Here is a 19,619-nt window from a genome sequence, read left to right on the forward strand (position 1 = left end):
ATGTTTAGATGAGCGAAGTATCAAAAGAAATAAAAGTAATTGTATTCAGACTGCAAAATGAAGAGTATGGGGTGCCGATTGATTATGTCGGTTCAATTGAGAGAATGCTAGAAATCACTCGAATCCCGAATACACCGAAGTTTATCAAAGGAGTTATAAACTTACGTGGAATTGTTACACCAGTTATAGATTTGCGTGAACGGTTTGGTATGGATGCGAGTGAGTATTCAAGCCGGTCAAGAATGATTATCGTGCAAATTGATGACAAAGAAGTAGGAATGATTGTTGATGAAGCGAACGATGTAGTTGATTTGAAGGAAGATGCGATTGAAACACCGCCAGAAGTAATCGGCTCTGTCGATACTGACTATGTTCGAGGAGTCGCTAAGCTGGATGATCGCTTATTAATTCTGTTGAATCTTGACCGAGTACTTTCAAATGAAGAAGTAAATCAGTTGTCAGCAGTAGAAAAATAATTCTGTTAGTGGAAAGGAAAAATAATGAATCATCCTTTTGATTATACAGCACTCCATAAAGATGTTTTAAAAGAAATTGCGAACATAGGTGCAGGAAATGCGGCTACATCATTATCCGAGATGGTGAACCAACCGATACATATGAAAACACCGGTTGTGCACATCGTTTCTTTTGATGAAATGATGGAAAAAGCAGGTGGTAAGGAAGAAGTGCAAGCCGCCATTCATGTAGAGCTGCAAGGTCGTTTAAAAGGAAGTATGTTTTTTGTTGTTGATCCTGTTGAAGCGGATGAATTTGTTGGATTGCTAACAGGTGATCAACATTTATCATTATTAGACGGCGATTCTTTAGCAACTTCAGCCTTTATGGAATTAGGAAATATTTTAACTGGCTCCTATGTACGTGCATTATCTGACTTTACAAACTTAGAAATTCACCAATCCGTTCCTTCGTTAGCAATAGACATGCTAGGTGCTATGCTGACAGTTGGGTTAATTGAAATTTCACAAGTATCGGATGATGCAATTATGATTGAAACGATTTTTAACGACGAAACATCGGAAAAGAAGCCTTTACAAGGCCATTTCATCTTATTGCCGGACCCAGATGCATTCCAGCAAATATTTGAAGCATTAGGAGTAGAAGGCCATGAATGAGGTCTTATATACTGTTAAGGTTGGTATAGCTGGTTTAGATATAGTCGAACACCCAGGGACAATATCTACGATTGGACTGGGTTCATGTGTTGGTGCCGTTATTTATGACGAACAAATACGTATCGCTGGATTGGTCCATGTAATGCTTCCTGATTCGTCTATTTCAAAGGTGAGTGAATTCAAACGTGGTAAGTTTGCAGATACAGGAATTGCTGCAACCATTGAAATGTTATTGCAAAAAAACGCTAAAAAGAACCGAATGAAAGCGAAGATCGCGGGCGGAGCTCAAATGTTCACGAGTCAAAGTAAAGAAGATACCATCCGTATTGGGCCACGGAATATTGATGCGGTAAGAGAAGTGCTGACACAACATAAAATACCGATTATTGCCGAAGATGTTGGCGGAAATAAAGGTCGGACGATTGAATTTAGTACAGAAAATTTACTCTTGAAGGTACGAACCATTCAACAGGGTGAACAGTTCATTTAATTAGAATGCCTGAGTTTCAGGAGGGTACATATTATGGTATTAACAGAAAATACCTTGAAGGAAATATGGAAAAAATGGCAACAGGATAAGGACGAGCAAGCTGGAAATAAACTAGTTGAGCATTACATGCCACTAGTGGATTACCAAGTAAACCGAATTTACACAACATTGCCGAAAAATGTAGATCGACAAGATATTAAAAGTCTTGCTTTCATGGGTTTGGTTGACGCATTAGAAAAATTCGATCCGAACCGTGATTTGAAGTTTGATACGTATGCTTCATTTCGTATCAAAGGTTCCATTATTGACGGTCTCCGTAAAGAAGATTGGCTTCCGAGATCTGTTAGGGAAAAAGCGAAATTGGTCGAGCAAGCAACGGAGCAATTGGAGAAAAGATTGAATCGGGAGCCAAAAATAAGTGAAATTGCACATGAAGTAGGCTTATCTCTTCAGGAAACTTCAGAAATTGTAAAAGATACGTTCGTTGCAAACTTTCTATCGATCGAAGACAAAAAGAGTGAACAACAACCGGAACATCGAGAAAGTTTAAGAAACACGATACCTGATAGACATGAGCCGACACCAGAAGAGTTCAGTTTAAAGAAAGAGCAAATCAATGATTTGGTAACAATGATTTCAGAACTGAATGAAAAAGAGCAACTTGTCTTACAACTTTTTTATAAGGAAGAATTAACATTCACCGAGATTGGGGAGGTTCTTCAATTATCGACTTCTCGAATTTCACAGATACATACGAAATCCATCGCAAAACTGAAAAGCCTTTTAATGACAGTTCAATAAATCGGTCAGTGACTAGGGGTGAAAAAACTTGGATTTGTCGAACGTCTTTTTGATTCAAATCAGTGATGACACAATGCAAGCTCAAATAGAATTTAACCGAGAAGAATTACAACATCGATCAGCCGAAGAACTAAACGAACTTAAAGCACAAATCCAATTGAAAGACCTTGTTGATTTTGCTCGTTCGAAAAGTGTTACATATGGATTGTTGGAAGATGTTTTGTTGACGATGATTCAAAACTTTCGGATTAACCAAGAACCAGTCGTGTTTGCACAAGGGATTGCCCCACAACATGGGAAAAATGGTGTGTTGAAGTATCACGTTCAATTAGGAACATCAATTGAGATTCACGAACAAGAAACGATTGACTTTAAAGAAATCATGGTCATCCCCAAGGTTGAAATCGGAACGAAGCTTGTGACAATTATTCCACCATCAGAAACAATAGACGGTATGAGTGTTACAGGAAAAGTCGTTAAGGCAAAGCCCGGTAAACCAGCAGTCTTGAATGCAGGCAAAAATACAGAATTCCGGGAAGAGCATCAAGCCATTTTTGCTACAGGGAGTGGTCAAGTCAGTTTGATTCGTAACCAAATTCAAGTGCTTCCTGTTTATGAAGTAAAAAAATCGGTGAGTATGGAGACGGGAAACATAGATTTTAATGGATCGATTGTTATCAATGGTGACGTGCCAACAGGCTTTTCATTAAAAGCAAGAGGTGATATAACCATCCATGGGACTGTAGAAGCCGCCAGCCTGGAAGCAGGTGGTTCAATATTCGTCCATGAAGGTGTATATGCTTTTAATGAAGGTATACTTGATGCCGGAATGGATATTCGTGTTCGGAATATCAATCAAGCTAATCTGAAAGCTGGCAGAAATATCATTATTGAAAATTCATGTTTACATAGTTATATTGATGCTCAAGAGATGCTCTATTGTCAACGAGGGCATATTATTGGGGGGCATATCTCCGTAGGAAAGAAAATTGAAGGAAACGACTTCGGGAATCGTTTAGAAACAAAAACAGAAATTTATTTAGGCCAGAGTATGAATCTAATGAATTTGCACAATGATCTTGAATTAAAGATCGAGCACGCCCAGGACCAACTCAAGAAGTTGAAACTATTGGGAGAACGGTTAGAAGAAGTCAAGCAAGTAAGAGAATTATCAAGTAAAGAGCGTGTGATGTTATTACGCCAAAGGAATTCGTATAACATAACACAAATACAATTACAGGAGTTGCTTGATAAACAAGCCGCTTTACTAGAAGAGAAGGAATCATTAGAGTTTTTTAAAATGGATGTGAATGGTATCATATATCCAAATGTACATGTAATGGTCGGAAAATACTCCATGTCCATTCAACAAGAATATAAGCAGGTGTCGGTCATTTATAAACATCAAGATTTTTCGATCATTCCTTTGTAAAAAGGAGTGAATCAAGTGAGTTGGAAAGGTATAGAATTGCAAGTCGCACTACCGAGAGTTCAAGAAAACAGTCAACTCCAAGATCAATTACAACAACGAGGCAAGCAAAGTCAAAACTTCCTCGGGCAGAGTCATCTAGAAGAAGCGGAAAAGATGCGAAAGTCAGTACTGAAATCAGAACAAAAAGATCAAGTGCAAATTCATAGAGATGCAGATGATAGCCATTCAGACCAACAATCAACCGAACATCATAGAAAGCGGCAAAGATCTGATGCAGTCAAATTGAACCATCCTTATTTGGGAAAGAAGATTGATTATTCAAGTTAGCGATTGGAGAAGGGTTCTACGTGTTGCTACTCAGTTTAATTTTGCACGGCGTTACATTCATTTTTCTATTTCTTTTATATCAGAAATTGCAGGAGCGTAAAGATCGTGAAAAAATCATCGAACAGAAAGAAAAAGAAATTGATGGATTATTTCACGATTATTTAGTGGAAATCAAGGCAGAAAACCAGAAATTCACCGAACAGTTAAATAAGTTGAAAATACAGCAAGACGAGAAAATGAAACAACAACAAAGTAAGGAATCGGCAGTAGAAGAAGGATCGACCGGATTTGAAGAAGAGCCCTTCTTTACCGAAGAAAACTTTCCTGAGGAACTGGATTATGAACCACTTATCCCAGAAGAAGACGAAGAACCTGTCTATGAAGTAACGTTAGAAAGTAGAGTTTTACATCTATATGACCAAGGGTATTCAGCAGATCAAATTGCTAAGCAATTAAATGTAGGTGTGACAGAGATTGAACTAATGATAAAAATTCATAAACAATTGTCGAATTAATACTTGCTAGTGTAAAATCAATATGATATATTTACTTTTGGTGTTAATACACACGCTCGTCGAAACAGTGCAGTGGTGCTTACAAAAAGTTCTGTTCTGTTGATGAAGTGAGCGGAGGAATATAAAAAACCATAGGAGGAATGAACAATGGCAGCAATTTCAATGAAACAATTGCTAGAAGCAGGTGTGCATTTTGGCCACCAAACACGTCGTTGGAATCCAAAGATGAAAAAGTACATCTTCACGGAGCGTAACGGCATTTACATCATTGACCTACAAAAAACAGTTAAGAAGGTTGATGAAGCATTTAATTTTGTGAAAAGCGTGGCACAAGACGGAGGAAAAGTTCTATTCGTCGGTACCAAAAAGCAAGCACAAGATACAATTAGAGACGAAGCAATTCGCTCTGGTATGTACTATGTTAACCAACGTTGGTTAGGTGGTACATTAACAAATATGCAAACCATTCAAAAACGAGTAAATCGTTTAAAAGATATTGAAAGAATGGAAGAAGACGGTACGTTCGACGTACTACCGAAAAAAGAAGTTGTTATGATTCTTAAAGAAAAAGAACGACTTGAGAAATTCTTAGGTGGCGTAAAAGACATGAACGGTTTACCAGATGCCGTATTCATCGTTGACCCACGTAAAGAAAGAATCGCTGTGAAAGAAGCTCAGAAGTTGAATATTCCAATCGTAGCGATGGTTGATACAAACTGTGACCCAGACGAGATTGATTACGTTATTCCAGCAAATGATGACGCAATCCGTGCGGTTAAATTATTGACTTCCAGAATGGCAGATGCCATTTTAGAAGTAAAACAAGGTGAAGAAATGCAAGATACAACTTCTGAAGAAGAAGTTGCTAAAGAAGAAGCAGAAGAGAAAAAGACAGAAGAAAAAGTAGAAGAGTAAAAGGTAAAGGGTGATAAGGGGGAACAGAACCTTTTATCACCCTTTTTTAGAAAATAATCGTTGAAACAATCATAACCCAATTACTTGAAGGAGGAATTCTAATGGCAGTAAATGCGAAAATGGTTAAAGAGTTACGTGAAAAAACAGGTGCAGGAATGATGGACTGTAAAAAAGCTTTAACTGAAACGGATGGAGATATGGAAAAAGCGATCGAATATCTTCGTGAAAAAGGAATTTCAAAAGCAGCGAAGAAAGCAGACCGGATTGCAGCAGAAGGTTCTGCTCATATCAAAACTGACGGAAACACTGCTGTATTGATTGAAGTAAACAGTGAAACGGACTTTGTTGCAAAAAACGACCAGTTCAAAGAACTATTAGATACTTTAGCGAGCCATATTCTAAGCCAAAAGCCTTCTACTGTAGAAGAAGCTCTTGAGCAACCATTAAACGGTGAAGGTGACTCTGTGCAAGAGGTTATCAATAAAAACATTGCACAAATTGGTGAAAAACTTTCACTTCGTCGTTTTGCGGTGCTAACAAAAGATGACAATGCTGCGTTTGGTGCATATACACATATGGGTGGCAGTATCGGTGCATTAACTGTCTTAGAAGGTACAACAGATGAATCTGTAGCAAAAGATGTAGCTATGCATGTCGCTGCAGTTAACCCACGCTATGTATCTCGTGACGAGGTTCCTGAAAATGAAGTTGACCAAGAACGTGAAATGCTTAAAACACAAGCATTAAATGAAGGGAAACCTGAACATATCGTTGAAAAAATGGTCGAAGGACGTTTAGGTAAATTCTTTGAAGAAATTTGCCTATTGGAACAAAGTTTCATTAAAGATCCAGATCAAAAAGTGAAGAAATATGTTGAATCCCATGGAGCAACTGTGAGAGAATATGTCCGTTTTGAAGTTGGCGAAGGTATGGAAAAACGTGAAGAAAACTTTGCTGACGAAGTAATGGGCCAAATCAAAAAATAAGCTGTTCCCAAGTCCTTTGTTCATATGACGCTCATATGAACCATAGCGAAATTTTATATGAACATTCATCTTACTTGAATGGCTGGCAAGAAAATAGGGGACACGGAGAACGTGTTCCCTATTTTTAAAAGAATCTATTTAGCTAATCATTTTAACAAAACATGTTTGATGAATAGCTTACATATAATTGATGGAGGTAGCTATGTCGACACCAAAATACAAACGAATCGTACTCAAATTAAGTGGCGAAGCATTAAGCGGAGAAAAAGGAAGTGGCATTGATCCAACGTTTATTAAATCAATTGCCCAACAAATCAAAGATATTCATGATTTAGGTATAGAAATTGCCATTGTGGTTGGCGGAGGGAACCTTTGGCGTGGTAAAATAGGTAGTGAAGTTGGAATGGATCGTGCAAATGCCGATTATATGGGCATGTTGGCGACCGTTATGAATTCACTAGCTTTACAGGACAGCTTAGAAAATTTTGATGTTCAAACACGTGTCCAAACCTCCATTGAGATGAGGCAAGTTGCAGAACCATACATCCGCAGAAAAGCAATGCGTCATTTAGAAAAGAAACGTGTCGTAATTTTTGCAGGTGGTACTGGGAACCCATATTTCTCAACAGATACAACCGCGGCATTACGAGCGGCCGAAATTGAAGCGGATGTCATTCTAATGGCGAAGAACAATGTGGATGGTGTCTATTCCGCTGATCCGAAAACGAATCAAGAGGCAGTGAAGTTCAGTGAGCTATCCTATTTGGATATCTTGAATAAAGGACTGGCAGTCATGGATTCTACAGCGACATCATTATGTATGGATAATGACATTTCATTAATTGTGTTTTCCATTATGGAAAAAGGCAATATTAAACGCGTGTTATTAGGAGAAGACATAGGTACAGTAATTAGGAGGAAATATTCATGAGTCAATCAATCATTAATGAAACAAAAACAAAAATGGATGATGCGATTAAAGCATTCAGTAGACAACTGGCTACAGTTCGAGCAGGCCGTGCTAATCCAGCAATTTTGGATACGGTATATGTAGATTATTATGGTGCGAACACACCATTGAATCAATTAGCAACAATATCAGCGCCAGAAGCTCGTTTGCTCGTAGTAACTCCATTTGACAAATCGTCAATCGGCGATGTTGAAAAAGGTATTTTGAAAGCTGACTTAGGGTTGACACCAAATAATGACGGGAATGTCATTCGAATCAATATCCCTGCGCTTACAGAAGAAAGAAGAAAAGAATTGGTGAAAGTTTCACGGAAATATGCTGAAGAAGCTCGTGTTCAAATCAGAAATATTCGACGTGAAGCAAATGACCAACTGAAAAAACTAGAAAAAGATAGTGAAATTACTGAAGATGAATTGCGTTCTAATCAAGATGAAGTTCAAAAAATAACTGATAATAGCATCGGTGAAATTGACGCTAGCTTACAATCAAAAGAAAATGAAATTTTAGAAGTGTAATTAGCTTCTCGCATGATTAACATAAGCTTTCGCTGTGTGAAGCGAAAGCTAAATTTTTCTATATACTCTTTTACTTAGTGAGGGATTGGTATGTTTACTCGGTCGAAAGAAAAGCAATCCGTTCAAAAAGAAATCGATCCATCCAATTTACCGGAACATATTGCCATTATCATGGACGGAAATGGACGGTGGGCAAAAAAGAGGGGGTTGCCTCGGATTGCCGGACACCGGGAAGGAATGAAAACCATTCAAAAAGTGGTTGAACGTGCCGTTGAACTAAATCTTAAAGCATTAACGTTATATGCTTTTTCAACAGAAAACTGGAAAAGACCAATGAATGAAGTGGAATTTATTATGAAGCTTCCCTCTCAGTTTCTGGACACTTATTTACCAGATTTAGTTAAAAACAACGTGAAAGTAACAACGATTGGCGACTTTGATGCCTTGCCTAAATATACCAAGGAAGCAGTCAGTTATTCTGTGAAAAAAACGGAGAACAACACAGGATTAATACTTAACTTCGCAATTAATTACGGCAGTCGCAAAGAAATTTTAGATGCTGTAAAGCAAATTTGCCTAGATTATCAGGAAGGTCAAATGGACCTTGATAATCTGGATGAAAAAGCGTTTTCAAATTATTTGACTACCCATTCGTTGAGTGATCCTGATTTGGTTATTCGCACAAGTGGTGAACAACGCATCAGCAATTATTTGTTATGGCAAATCGCCTATTCAGAATTTTATTTTACAGAAAAACTTTGGCCAGATTTTAATCAAAAAGCCTTGGATGAGGCTATTTTAGCTTATCAAGACCGTAAGAGAAGGTTTGGTGGGCTATAGGCAGTTAGGTGGATGTATAATGAAAGAAAGAATAATTACCGCAATTATCGGACTGATTTTATTTATTCCGCTTGTAATATACGGCGAGTGGCCATTTGTGGTTATGGTGTTTTTATTAGCGACAATCGCTTTTTATGAGTTAATGAGAATGAATAAAGTACCTTTTAACTCCTTTCCTGCAGTCATAGGAGTAATCATGTTGTGGTTGCTTTTATGTGATGAAAACGTTTTGCCATTTGCAGAAAGAATTCCTTTAAGCCGTATAGAAATCATCTTTTTATCTTTTCTGTTATTATTAGCATATACAGTCCTTGTTAAAAATAAATTTACATTTAATGGTGTTTCGTATGTACTAACATCTGCACTATACATAGGGATTGGTTTTTCATACTTTATTGAAACACGCTATGATGGATTGGAATATGTAATCTATGTGTTAGTCGTAATTTGGTTAACAGATACGGGTGCCTTCTTCACTGGTAAATTCTTTGGAAAGACTAAATTGTGGCCGGCAATTAGTCCGAAGAAAACGATTGAAGGCTTTTTCGGCGGGATCATCAGCGCGGTTATTGCCGTTTTAATCTTACAGTCAATTACAACCATTCACGACAATTTATTAATCTTACTATTAGTCACCGTATTAGCCTCTTTCACAGCACAAATAGGTGACTTGGTTGAGTCCGCACTAAAAAGACATATGGAAGTCAAGGATTCAGGAACCATACTACCAGGTCATGGCGGCATTCTCGATCGCTTCGATAGCTTGATCTTCATGGTGCCATTTTTACATTTCATACACTTCTTTTAATTGAATGAACTTGATAAGTTGAGGGTTGCAGAATGAAGAACATTACATTATTAGGTGGAACAGGTTCAATCGGAGAACAAACTGTCGAAGTGATTGAACAACTTCCAGAATATCGGTTATTTGCGTTTGCTTTTGGAAAACGTGTAGACAAAGCGCTTGGATTGGTAGAGAGATTAAAACCAGAATGGATTGTAGCTGGTGATCGTCAAGCCAAAGAAGAAATTGAGAAAAAGATCTCTTATCAAGCAAAAGTTTCTTATGGTATGGAAGCTTTATGCGAAGTAGCCTCCAATGACCAAACGGATATTGTCGTCAATGCATTGCTCGGAAGCATCGGACTTCAGCCGACTTTGGATGCAATTCGTTCCCGAAAACAAATTGCATTTGCCAATAAAGAGACATTGGTAACTGCTGGACATCTAGTGATGGCAGAAGCGAAAAAGTATGGTGTAGATTTGTTGCCAGTTGACAGTGAGCACGCAGCTATCCATCAATGTTTACGTGGAGAAAAGCGAGAGCAAATGAATCGTTTAATCGTCACCGCTTCTGGGGGGAGTTTTCGGGATTATTCACGTGATGAATTGGTCGGTGTAAAAAAAGAAGACGCCTTAAAACATCCAAATTGGGATATGGGTGCAAAAATCACGATTGATTCGGCTACAATGATGAATAAAGGTTTAGAAGTCATTGAAGCTCATTGGTTGTTTCAAGTGCCTTATAATAAAATTGATGTCATCATGCACAAAGAAAGTGTTATTCATTCTATGGTTGAGTTCAACGATTTAAGCGTAATGGCACAATTAGGAACGCCCGACATGCGAATTCCTATACAATATGCTTTGACTTATCCAAATCGCACAGACTTCTCATTAAGTGAAGGCTTAGACTTATTAAAATTTCGAGAGCTTCATTTTAATGAGTTAAGCTTTGAGCGATTCCCTTGTTTAAGAATGGCTTATGAAGCTGGAAAAGCAGGTGGAAGTGCACCAACTGTTTTAAATGCTGCTAATGAAGTCGCTGTCCAATTATTTTTGGACGACCAGATCACTTTTTTAGAAATTGAACAACTAATAGAAGAAGCATTACAGAAACATCAAGTAATTGAGCAACCTGATTTGGAATCAATTCTTGCGGTTGACCAAGATACGAGAAAACGCATTTTGAGTGTTTACTCGTAAAGGAAGGTGCTAGTGTATGAATACGGTCATTGCCTTTATTTTTATGTTCGGTTTATTGGTGTTTATCCATGAACTAGGACACCTAATCTTTGCTAAGCGGGCGGGAATGCTCGCGAGGGAATTTGCGATCGGTTTCGGTCCGAAAATCTTTTCTTATCGAAAAGATGAAACACTATATACGATTCGATTGTTACCAATTGGAGGATATGTACGTGTAGCTGGAGACGACCCTGAAATTGTTGAATTGAAGCCGGGGTATCATATCGGCATTGAATTCAATGAGCAAAACAAAGTAAATAAAATCATCGTTAATAATAAGTCTAAATACCCGAATGCAAAAGTAGTTGAAGTTGAACATATCGATCTTGACCATGACTTGACACTTTTATGTCATGATCTCAATACGGAAGAAAGAATACAGTACGATATCGACCGAAAAGCGTTATTTGTCATGGATGAAAAAGAAACATTGATTGCTCCATACGATCGACAGTTTGGTTCAAAGTCAGTCGGCAAAAAAGCGATGCAAGTATTTGCGGGTCCATTGATGAACTTTTTGCTGGCTATCGTTATTTTTTGGGGTTTAGGATTTGTTCAAGGGGTTCCGGTTGAAGAAGCTTCGTTAGGTAGTGTGCAAGAAGATTCTCCAGCAGAACAAGCTGAATTGGTTGAAGGGGATACCATTACTTCGATTGATGGAAAAGAAATTAATGATTGGACCGAATTTGTTCTCTATGTACAAGAGCGACCTAGTGAAGAAATTGCATTGACCGTCGATCGAGCTGGCGAAACGATTGAAACGTCACTAGTGACTAATTCATATGAGACAGAAACTGGTGAAATGATTGGTCGAATTGGTGTTACACGGGACTTTGACAAAGCACCACTTGAAGTATTCAGTTACGGCTTTACACAAGTTTATGAAATCGGTAAGTTGATACTGGATGCCCTCGGAATGCTTGTAACTGGACAACTTTCACTGGACGCTTTAGCTGGACCTGTAGGGATTTATACAGCGACAGACGAAGTTGTACAAACTGGAATTTTGAACTTCTTTATGTGGACAGCGATGCTAAGTATTAATTTAGGGATTGTGAATCTATTACCACTCCCAGCATTGGATGGCGGTCGTCTGATGTTCTTAGGCTATGAGGCAATTCGAGGTAAACCACTCGATCCGCAAAAAGAAGGAATATTTCACTTTATTGGCTTCGCTTTATTAATGTTATTAATGATTGCTGTCACCTGGAACGACATTGAACGATTGTTTATGTAAGTGCATTTTGGCTTTACGGTATAATTAGATTGAGGTGAATGAAATGAGACAAAGCAATATGCTAATCCCGACATTGCGGGAAGTTCCAAAAGAAGCTGAAATCAAAAGTCATCAATTGCTGTTAAAAGCAGGTTATATTCGTAAATTGGCATCAGGCGTATATAATTTCTTGCCGCTCGGAAAAAGAGTGCTTCGGAAAGTTGAGAAAATCATTCGTGAAGAAATGGACCGAGCTGGGGCGCAAGAAGTTCAAATGCCAACTATACAACCAGCAGAAATTTGGGAAGCTACCGGTAGATGGTACACAATGGGTGGAGAGTTAATGCGTTTAAAAGATCGTCATGATCGACCATTCGCATTAGGAGCTACTCATGAAGAAGTAGTCACTACATTAGTCAAGGATGAAGTGACATCCTATAAAAAGTTACCTTTTACTTTATATCAAATTCAAAATAAATTCAGGGATGAACAAAGGCCTCGTTTCGGCTTGTTGCGTGGACGGGAATTTTTGATGAAAGACGCCTATTCATTTCATGATAGCTTTGAATCTCTAGATGAAACCTATCAAGCTCTTTATGACGCTTATTCAAGAATATTTGATCGATTAAATTTGAATTATCGTTCTGTCATTGCAGATTCTGGTGCAATGGGTGGTAAAGATACGCATGAATTTATGGTTCTCTCTGAAGTAGGAGAAGATATCATTGCTTATTCAAATTCCTCGGACTACGCTGCAAATATCGAAATGGCACCAGTAGTAGATCAAGGCGAAAAGCCTGATGTGCAACCGAAAGAGATGGAGAAGGCCTCTACACCAAATGCAAAAACGATGCAAGAGGTAGCTGATTATTTAGGACATGCATTGGCGGATGGTATGAAGGCGATTATGTTTAAAGTGGATGGTCGATTTGTTTTAGTCATAGTAAGAGGCGACCACGAAGTCAATGACGTAAAGTTAAAAAACTTATACAATGCTGATATTGTTGAATTGGCAACAGAAGAAGAGACACGAGGAACAGTCGGAGCTGGATTTGGTTCCCTTGGACCAGTAGGCTTACCTGATACGGTCGAAGTTGTCGCGGATTATGCTGTGAAGTATTTAGTGAATGCAACATGTGGTGCAAATGAAGATGGTTACCATTATATCAATGTACAACCAGAGAGAGATTTCCAAGTGAGCCATTATGCTGATTTGAGGTTTATTCAAGAGGGTGACCCTTCTCCAGATGGTCAGGGAACGATTGAATTTGCTAAAGGTATTGAAGTGGGCCATATTTTTAAGCTTGGTACGCTTTACGCCGAAAAACTCGGAGCAGAGTTTCTCGATCACAACGGTAAATCTCAGCCATTTATTATGGGCTGTTATGGTATCGGTGTATCCCGTGCACTTGCTGCAGTTGTGGAACAATTTGGTGACGAGGACGGCATGAATTGGCCGAAAGAAGTCAGACCATTTGATATTCACTTGCTTAATTTAAATACGAAAAATGACGAACAGGTTGAGCTTGCCGATCAACTTTATAAACAATTGCAAGATGACGGTTATGATGTGCTATATGATGACCGAAAAGAACGACCAGGTGTCAAGTTCAACGACAGTGATTTAATTGGCATCCCTTATCGTTTTGTCGTCGGTAAAGGAGCAAGTGAAGGGTATATTGAATTTAAAAATCGTCAAACAGGTGAGCAAGAAGATGTGAAAACTTCTGAGCTTACACAGTTCATTGAACAATTGATGGGAGCATAAAAAATCATCAAGTAAACAGGACCCTTGTCAACATTGGCAGGGGTCTATATGAATTATAAAGGGTGAGGGGAAAGTATGGATAACTTTTCAAAAGAGCGACTACAGCTATTGATTGAACAAATTCAATTGCCTGAAACGATTGTTAATGAATATTTCTCAGAAACAACGTTACAAAAATTGACCGTCTTTAAAGAAACGAAAACATGGCAATTTCATTTACATAATCCAAAGCCCTTTCCGTGTGAAGTTATTGAAGTATTTTCTTTAAAACTGAGAGAGGCTTTTCAGCATATTGCTGAAGTCAGTTTCATGGTCACAACTGAACAGAGTGAGTTGGAAGAAAAGGAAATCATTAATTATTGGCATTTATTTATTTCATCCATTGATGACCTTTTTCCTGCATATAAAGATTTTGTCCATTCACAACAACCTCAGTTGAAAGGCAATGCCATTCTTCTATGTGCTCGCAATCAAATGGAATCGAATGCAATCCAAAAGAAACTTTCGCCTTTACTTAAATCTTTTTGCCAGCAATATGGCTTAAAAAATTACCACCTTGATATGGAAATCATCCAAAACGAAGATGAGATTGAACAGTTCCAGCAAGAAAAACAACAAGAAGAACGTACTCTGATCGAGAAAGCCATTAGAGACCAAGAAGAAAAAGCGAAACAAGCGAATGCAAACGAGCCATCATATGCCCCGGTTAAACTTGGACAGACGATTCAAGAGGAACCGATTGAAATGCAGCATATTATCGAAGAGGAAATGCGCCTCGCCATTCAAGGCTATGTATTTGATGTCGATATTCGGAATTTACGTTCTGGCCGAGATTTATTAATCGTCAGTGTGACAGATTATACAGATTCCCTGCAAATCAAAATGTTCTCTCGTGGGGATGAACAAAAAGAAGAATTTAAAAAGCTGAAACCTGGCATGTGGATTAAAGCACGCGGAGGCGTACAAACAGATAACTATACACATGAACTTGTCATGATGGGTACTGACCTTGTAGAAATCAAACCGAAAGTCAGACAGGATCAATCGGATGATAAACGTGTGGAATTGCATGCACATACAGCGATGAGTCAAATGGATGCAACTGTATCCGTTGACCGTCTCATTAAGCAAGCGGCTGATTGGGGTCACCCAGCTATCGCAATTACGGATCATGCTGTTGTACAATCCTTCCCAGAAGCCTACAATGCAAGCAAGAAACACGGTATCAAAGTATTGTATGGTCTTGAGGCCAACTTGGTTGATGACGGTGTTCCGATTGCCTATAACGAACAAGCGATCAACTTAGATGATGCAAATTATATTGTGTTTGACGTTGAAACAACGGGTCTATCTGCTAATTTCGACAAGATTATTGAATTAGCTGCTGTTAAGGTACATCAAGGCGAAATTGTCGATCGTTTTGAACGTTTCGCTAATCCGCACCAAAAGCTAAGTGATACAACGATTAATTTAACCGGTATTACAGACGATATGGTTAAAGATGCACCAGAAATTGAGGAAGTAATGAAAGACTTCCATCAGTGGTGTGAACAAGATATATTAGTAGCTCATAATGCTAGTTTTGATATCGGGTTCATTAATGCTGCGTACCAGCGAATGGGAATTGAAAAAGTGTCGAATCCAGTAATCGATACGTTGGAGTTGGCAAGATTTTTATTACCAGATTTAAAGAACCATCGGTTGAACACGTTGTGTAAGTTTTTAAATATTGAACTAACCCAGCACCACCGTGCCATTTATGATGCAGAAGCAACTGGGTACATGCTTGTCAGTTTATTGAAAATGGCTAAAGAAAAAGAAATTCAGAACCATAATGAGTTAAACCGCTATGTCGGTGAAGGTGATGCATATAAACGCTCAAGACCATTTCATGCAACATTAATTGCCCAGACACAAGAAGGATTAAAAAACCTATTCAAATTAGTTTCAATGGCTCACATCGATTACTTTTATCGTCAGCCGCGAATTCCGCGATCCAAATTGAATAAATATCGGGAAGGGATATTAGTCGGTTCGGGGTGTGCTCAAGGAGAGCTATTTGATACGGTCGCATTAAAATCAAAAGATGAAGCGGAAAAAGTCGCTGAATTTTATGATTTCATTGAAATTCAACCGCCGAGCAATTATGCACATTTGATTGAAAAAGAACAAGCACATTCCATGGGTCATATTAAACAAATGTTGAAGACAATTGTTGACATCGGAGAGAAACAAGAGAAGACAGTTGTAGCTACAGGTAACGTTCACTATATTGAACCACATGAAAAACAGTACCGAAAAATATTGATTGCATCCCAGAGCGGAAATCCATTGAACCGTCAAACTCAACCGGATGTTCATTTCCGTACAACCGATGAAATGCTTGAGCTTTTCGACTTTCTCGGTGAAGAAAAAGCTACTGAAGTGGTTATTACAAATACAAATAAAATATCAGATGAAATCGAAGACGTTAAGCCGATTAAAGATGAATTGTATACACCGAATATCGCAGGCGCCGATGATGAAATTAGACAGATGTGCTATGACCGCGCCAAAAGTATTTACGGAGACGACTTACCTGAGATCGTAACAAGCCGCTTAGAAAAAGAATTAACAAGTATTATCGATAATGGGTTTTCCGTTATTTACTTAATTTCCCAGAAGCTCGTTAAGAGATCATTAGATGATGGCTACTTAGTTGGTTCAAGGGGTTCGGTTGGTTCATCATTTGTCGCGACGATGACAGAGATTACAGAAGTTAATCCATTGCCGCCACATTACGCATGTCCAAATTGTAAGCATCATGAATTTTTCACAGATGGATCGGTAGCTTCTGGATTCGATTTACCTGAAAAAGATTGTCCAGCATGCGGCACGGCTTATCACCGTGATGGACAGGATATTCCTTTCGAAACGTTTTTAGGTTTTGAAGGTGACAAAGTTCCAGATATTGACCTGAACTTCTCCGGTGATTATCAGCCTCGGGCTCACCATTATACAAAAGTGTTATTCGGTGAGGATAATGTGTATCGTGCAGGGACAATCGGTACGGTAGCTGAGAAAACAGCATTTGGTTATGTAAAAGGATACGCTCAAGATCAAGGCCTGCACTATAAGCAAGCAGAAGTGAATCGATTAGTGAAAGGCTGTACAGGGGTTAAACGGACAACGGGCCAGCACCCAGGAGGGATCATTGTCGTACCAGATGACAAAGAAATTTATGACTTCACACCAATTCAATATCCAGCGGATGACAGGACTTCAGAATGGAAAACGACTCATTTTGATTTCCATTCCATTGATAATAACCTGTTGAAGTTAGACATCCTTGGACACGATGATCCGACGGTGATCCGTATGCTGCAAGACCTGACTGGAATTGACCCACAGACTGTGCCGCCGAACGACCCTGAAGTGATGAAAATATTTAGTGGCCCTGAACCACTCGGCGTATCAGCGGATCAAATTTTGTGTAAAACGGGTACATTGGGTGTTCCAGAGTTTGGTACTCGATTCGTTCGACAAATGTTGGAAGACACGAAACCATCATCTTTTGCTGAGCTTGTCATTATATCTGGTCTCTCGCACGGATCCGATGTTTGGCTTGGCAACGCGCAAGAACTGATTAATGATGGGATTTGTGAAATTGGTGATGTAATTGGTTGTCGTGACGATATCATGGTTTATTTGATGCATAAAGGTCTTGAAGCTTCGCTGGCGTTTAAAATTATGGAGTTTGTACGTAAAGGTAGAGGGCTGCAAGATGAGTGGATTGAAGAAATGAAAAAACATGGGGTGCCTGACTGGTACATTGAATCTTGTAAAAAGATTAAGTACATGTTCCCGAAAGCCCACGCTGCAGCCTACGTATTAATGGCCGTAAGAATCGCATATTTTAAAGTTCATTATCCAATATACTTTTATGCAGCTTATTTTTCTGTCCGGGCCGCAGACTTCGAGCTTGAAACAATGGTTAAAGGCTCAGAAGCATTGAAAGAACGTATCGAAGAAATTTTGAGCAAAGGAAATGATGCAACCCCGAAAGAAAAAAATTTATTGACAGTATTGGAAATTGCACTGGAAATGAATGAACGAGGGTTTAGTTTTCAAAAGGTAGATCTCTATCGCTCAAATGCAAAAGATTTTATTGTTGATGGAAATACACTCATTCCTCCATTTAATGCTGTTGACGGCTTAGGAACAAATGCTGCAATCAACATCGTCAAGGCAAGAGAAGAAGGAGACTTTCTATCGAAACAAGACTTAAGAGAACGCAGTCGTTTATCTAAAACAGTTGTCGAATATTTGGATGAACATGGCTGCTTAGAAGGCTTGCCTGAAGAAAATCAGTTGTCTTTATTTTAAAGAATTTCGGACGAGAATACAGAGCAAGTGTAGTCAAAAAGAAGCTCTTCATTTATGACTGACAACTGACAATCCACCTAGGTGTACAGCTGCCTATTCTTGCATTTAAATGAAAGTTATGATATATTTCAAATTGGTTATACTAAGGATACCTTTTCGATGAAAGAGTGGGCGCGTCCCACTCTTTCGTTTTACCCTGAATGCGTCTTCTGAATGATTACTGGATGTATTTTGGTTCGTTCAAGATGCACCGTCACTCTTTCCCTGCTGGTTCTTTCAGCAGGGAAAATTTATGAAACAAGGCTTCTACGGAAAAATCAGGAGACTGGGACAAATCAAAGTTATTTACTCAGAAACACGAATGGCAACCTAACTTAGCGTAGGAAATATACGGAGACTTCTGCGGTCAGAAAATAAAAGAAATTCCACTAAAACCGCACACGTCCTGTGTGCAACGCGGAAACCACCACATCCTGTGGAAGTACGTCCTGTGGCCAACGTTGACACTAGTCCGTCCTGGGCATCGGGAACAAAAGCCTAGGTGAGACCCCGCAGTGCGTAGCGCGAGGAGGCTCAACAGCTGCCCGCGATATAGAAGACACTGAAATTTATCGCAGATATCGCCTTATGCCCTGTGGGTAAAAGCGAAGTATATTTCCGAAGCGGGTATTTCCGACACGCTGAATTAGAATGTTCGTATCTGTGTCAACTTTAAAAGTTTTGTTTCAGGCTCTTTCGAACATATAGGCAATAAAACGACTGAAACGAATACGTAACTGTTAGCTATCGACAGATTTTCGCTGTTAGCGAACCAATCAACAGCATTTTTTGAGGAGGATTGCCATATGAGCAAAAAAATCGAAGGCTTAACTGAAGAGATTGCACAACCAATCGTTGACGAATTGAATTTGGAATTAGTGGATGTTGAATTCGTTAAAGAAGGCAAAAACAACTTCTTGCGTGTCTATATTGACAAAGCAGGAGGAGTTGACTTAGAAGATTGTGAACAAGTGAGTGAAAAGCTCAGTGAACGATTGGATGAAGATGATCCGATCGAACCTGCATATTTTTTGGAGGTTTCTTCTCCAGGTGCAGAACGGAAGCTAAAGACAAAGGAAGCTATTCGAGAGCATATCGGTTCTCATGTTTATATTAAAACGTATGAACCATTTGCGGGAAATAAAGAGTTTTATGGTGATTTAATCAATTTTGAAAATGATTTCGTCCATATTCGTTACCGAGAAAAAACACGAGAAAAAGAGATCGAAATTCCGTATGAGAAGATTGCTTTAGCTCGATTAGCAGTATCTTTTAACTAAGG

18 protein-coding genes are annotated in these 19,619 nt (G+C 38.8%); all 18 read left to right on the plus strand.

The features are described 5' to 3' along the window. Positions 1 to 8: 8 nt before the first annotated feature. The gene (locus tag KC820_RS01970; protein ID WP_212367510.1) at positions 9 to 476 is read left to right on the plus strand and encodes a chemotaxis protein CheW; all 468 of its coding nucleotides are present in this window, start codon (positions 9 to 11) and stop codon (positions 474 to 476) included. A gap of 24 nt (positions 477 to 500) precedes the next feature. Next, positions 501 to 1,133: a chemotaxis protein CheC gene (locus tag KC820_RS01975; protein WP_212367511.1), complete on the plus strand. Its 633-nt coding sequence runs from the start codon at positions 501 to 503 to the stop codon at positions 1,131 to 1,133. Further along, complete coding sequence (locus KC820_RS01980) at positions 1,126 to 1,623, plus strand: chemotaxis protein CheD (protein ID WP_212367513.1); 498 nt, start codon at positions 1,126 to 1,128, stop codon at positions 1,621 to 1,623. Before KC820_RS01975 ends, KC820_RS01980 begins: the two co-directional genes overlap by 8 nt. A 33-nt stretch (positions 1,624 to 1,656) precedes the next feature. Then, a complete protein-coding gene (locus tag KC820_RS01985) occupies positions 1,657 to 2,424 on the plus strand; it encodes a FliA/WhiG family RNA polymerase sigma factor (protein ID WP_212367515.1) in 768 nt (255 codons plus the stop codon). Between the two features lie 28 nt (positions 2,425 to 2,452). Continuing rightward, positions 2,453 to 3,856, plus strand: a complete 1,404-nt coding sequence (locus KC820_RS01990) for a DUF342 domain-containing protein (protein ID WP_144087765.1) — start codon at positions 2,453 to 2,455, stop codon at positions 3,854 to 3,856. A 15-nt stretch (positions 3,857 to 3,871) separates the two neighbouring features. Next, positions 3,872 to 4,183 carry a hypothetical protein gene (locus tag KC820_RS01995; RefSeq protein ID WP_144087766.1) on the plus strand — a complete coding sequence of 104 codons (312 nt, stop codon included), beginning with the start codon at positions 3,872 to 3,874 and terminating at the stop codon, positions 4,181 to 4,183. 20 nt (positions 4,184 to 4,203) lie between these two features. After that, positions 4,204 to 4,698: a DUF6115 domain-containing protein gene (locus tag KC820_RS02000; RefSeq protein WP_144087767.1), complete on the plus strand. Its 495-nt coding sequence runs from the start codon at positions 4,204 to 4,206 to the stop codon at positions 4,696 to 4,698. Positions 4,699 to 4,845: 147 nt separating this feature from the next. Continuing rightward, entirely contained in the window at positions 4,846 to 5,613 is a 768-nt protein-coding gene (gene rpsB, locus KC820_RS02005; RefSeq protein ID WP_144087768.1) for a 30S ribosomal protein S2, read from the plus strand. A 101-nt stretch (positions 5,614 to 5,714) separates the two neighbouring features. Next, complete coding sequence (tsf, locus tag KC820_RS02010; RefSeq protein ID WP_144087769.1) at positions 5,715 to 6,599, plus strand: translation elongation factor Ts; 885 nt, start codon at positions 5,715 to 5,717, stop codon at positions 6,597 to 6,599. 202 nt (positions 6,600 to 6,801) lie between these two features. Next, on the plus strand, positions 6,802 to 7,530 hold the full coding sequence (gene pyrH / locus KC820_RS02015) for a UMP kinase (RefSeq protein WP_144087770.1): 729 nt from the start codon (positions 6,802 to 6,804) through the stop codon (positions 7,528 to 7,530). Next, complete coding sequence (gene frr / locus KC820_RS02020) at positions 7,527 to 8,084, plus strand: ribosome recycling factor (RefSeq protein WP_144087771.1); 558 nt, start codon at positions 7,527 to 7,529, stop codon at positions 8,082 to 8,084. Before pyrH ends, frr begins: the two co-directional genes overlap by 4 nt. 90 nt (positions 8,085 to 8,174) lie before the next feature. Then, positions 8,175 to 8,924 (plus strand): isoprenyl transferase, encoded by a 750-nt coding sequence (locus KC820_RS02025; RefSeq protein ID WP_144087772.1) that lies wholly within the window; start codon positions 8,175 to 8,177, stop codon positions 8,922 to 8,924. Positions 8,925 to 8,943: 19 nt separating this feature from the next. Then, positions 8,944 to 9,732, plus strand: a complete 789-nt coding sequence (locus tag KC820_RS02030) for a phosphatidate cytidylyltransferase (protein ID WP_144087773.1) — start codon at positions 8,944 to 8,946, stop codon at positions 9,730 to 9,732. 32 nt (positions 9,733 to 9,764) lie between these two features. Further along, positions 9,765 to 10,910, plus strand: coding sequence for a 1-deoxy-D-xylulose-5-phosphate reductoisomerase (dxr, locus tag KC820_RS02035; RefSeq protein ID WP_212367516.1), 1,146 nt, complete (start codon positions 9,765 to 9,767; stop codon positions 10,908 to 10,910). A gap of 16 nt (positions 10,911 to 10,926) precedes the next feature. Beyond that, a complete protein-coding gene (rseP, locus tag KC820_RS02040; protein ID WP_212367518.1) occupies positions 10,927 to 12,186 on the plus strand; it encodes an RIP metalloprotease RseP in 1,260 nt (419 codons plus the stop codon). Positions 12,187 to 12,229: 43 nt separating this feature from the next. Next, positions 12,230 to 13,933 carry a proline--tRNA ligase gene (locus tag KC820_RS02045; RefSeq protein WP_212367520.1) on the plus strand — a complete coding sequence of 568 codons (1,704 nt, stop codon included), beginning with the start codon at positions 12,230 to 12,232 and terminating at the stop codon, positions 13,931 to 13,933. A 75-nt stretch (positions 13,934 to 14,008) separates the two neighbouring features. Next, complete coding sequence (locus KC820_RS02050; protein WP_212367522.1) at positions 14,009 to 18,298, plus strand: PolC-type DNA polymerase III; 4,290 nt, start codon at positions 14,009 to 14,011, stop codon at positions 18,296 to 18,298. An 845-nt stretch (positions 18,299 to 19,143) separates the two neighbouring features. Continuing rightward, positions 19,144 to 19,617: a ribosome maturation factor RimP gene (gene rimP / locus KC820_RS02055; protein ID WP_212367524.1), complete on the plus strand. Its 474-nt coding sequence runs from the start codon at positions 19,144 to 19,146 to the stop codon at positions 19,615 to 19,617. Positions 19,618 to 19,619 lie beyond the last annotated feature (2 nt).

The sequence above is a fragment of the Allobacillus saliphilus genome (genome assembly GCF_018138385.1).
GTDB classification, from domain to species: Bacteria; Bacillota; Bacilli; order Bacillales; family Alkalibacillaceae; genus Allobacillus; species Allobacillus saliphilus.

Coding starts and splice junctions, on each gene's coding strand:
- rseP (WP_212367518.1), top strand. CDS start 10,927: ATGAATACGGTCATTGCCTTTATTTTTATGTTCGGTTTATTGGTGTTT.
- KC820_RS01980 (WP_212367513.1), top strand. CDS start 1,126: ATGAATGAGGTCTTATATACTGTTAAGGTTGGTATAGCTGGTTTAGAT.
- pyrH (WP_144087770.1), top strand. CDS start 6,802: ATGTCGACACCAAAATACAAACGAATCGTACTCAAATTAAGTGGCGAA.
- tsf (WP_144087769.1), top strand. CDS start 5,715: ATGGCAGTAAATGCGAAAATGGTTAAAGAGTTACGTGAAAAAACAGGT.
- KC820_RS01970 (WP_212367510.1), top strand. CDS start 9: ATGAGCGAAGTATCAAAAGAAATAAAAGTAATTGTATTCAGACTGCAA.
- rimP (WP_212367524.1), top strand. CDS start 19,144: ATGAGCAAAAAAATCGAAGGCTTAACTGAAGAGATTGCACAACCAATC.
- KC820_RS02045 (WP_212367520.1), top strand. CDS start 12,230: ATGAGACAAAGCAATATGCTAATCCCGACATTGCGGGAAGTTCCAAAA.
- rpsB (WP_144087768.1), top strand. CDS start 4,846: ATGGCAGCAATTTCAATGAAACAATTGCTAGAAGCAGGTGTGCATTTT.
- KC820_RS01975 (WP_212367511.1), top strand. CDS start 501: ATGAATCATCCTTTTGATTATACAGCACTCCATAAAGATGTTTTAAAA.
- KC820_RS02025 (WP_144087772.1), top strand. CDS start 8,175: ATGTTTACTCGGTCGAAAGAAAAGCAATCCGTTCAAAAAGAAATCGAT.
- KC820_RS01985 (WP_212367515.1), top strand. CDS start 1,657: ATGGTATTAACAGAAAATACCTTGAAGGAAATATGGAAAAAATGGCAA.
- KC820_RS02030 (WP_144087773.1), top strand. CDS start 8,944: ATGAAAGAAAGAATAATTACCGCAATTATCGGACTGATTTTATTTATT.
- KC820_RS02050 (WP_212367522.1), top strand. CDS start 14,009: ATGGATAACTTTTCAAAAGAGCGACTACAGCTATTGATTGAACAAATT.
- frr (WP_144087771.1), top strand. CDS start 7,527: ATGAGTCAATCAATCATTAATGAAACAAAAACAAAAATGGATGATGCG.
- dxr (WP_212367516.1), top strand. CDS start 9,765: ATGAAGAACATTACATTATTAGGTGGAACAGGTTCAATCGGAGAACAA.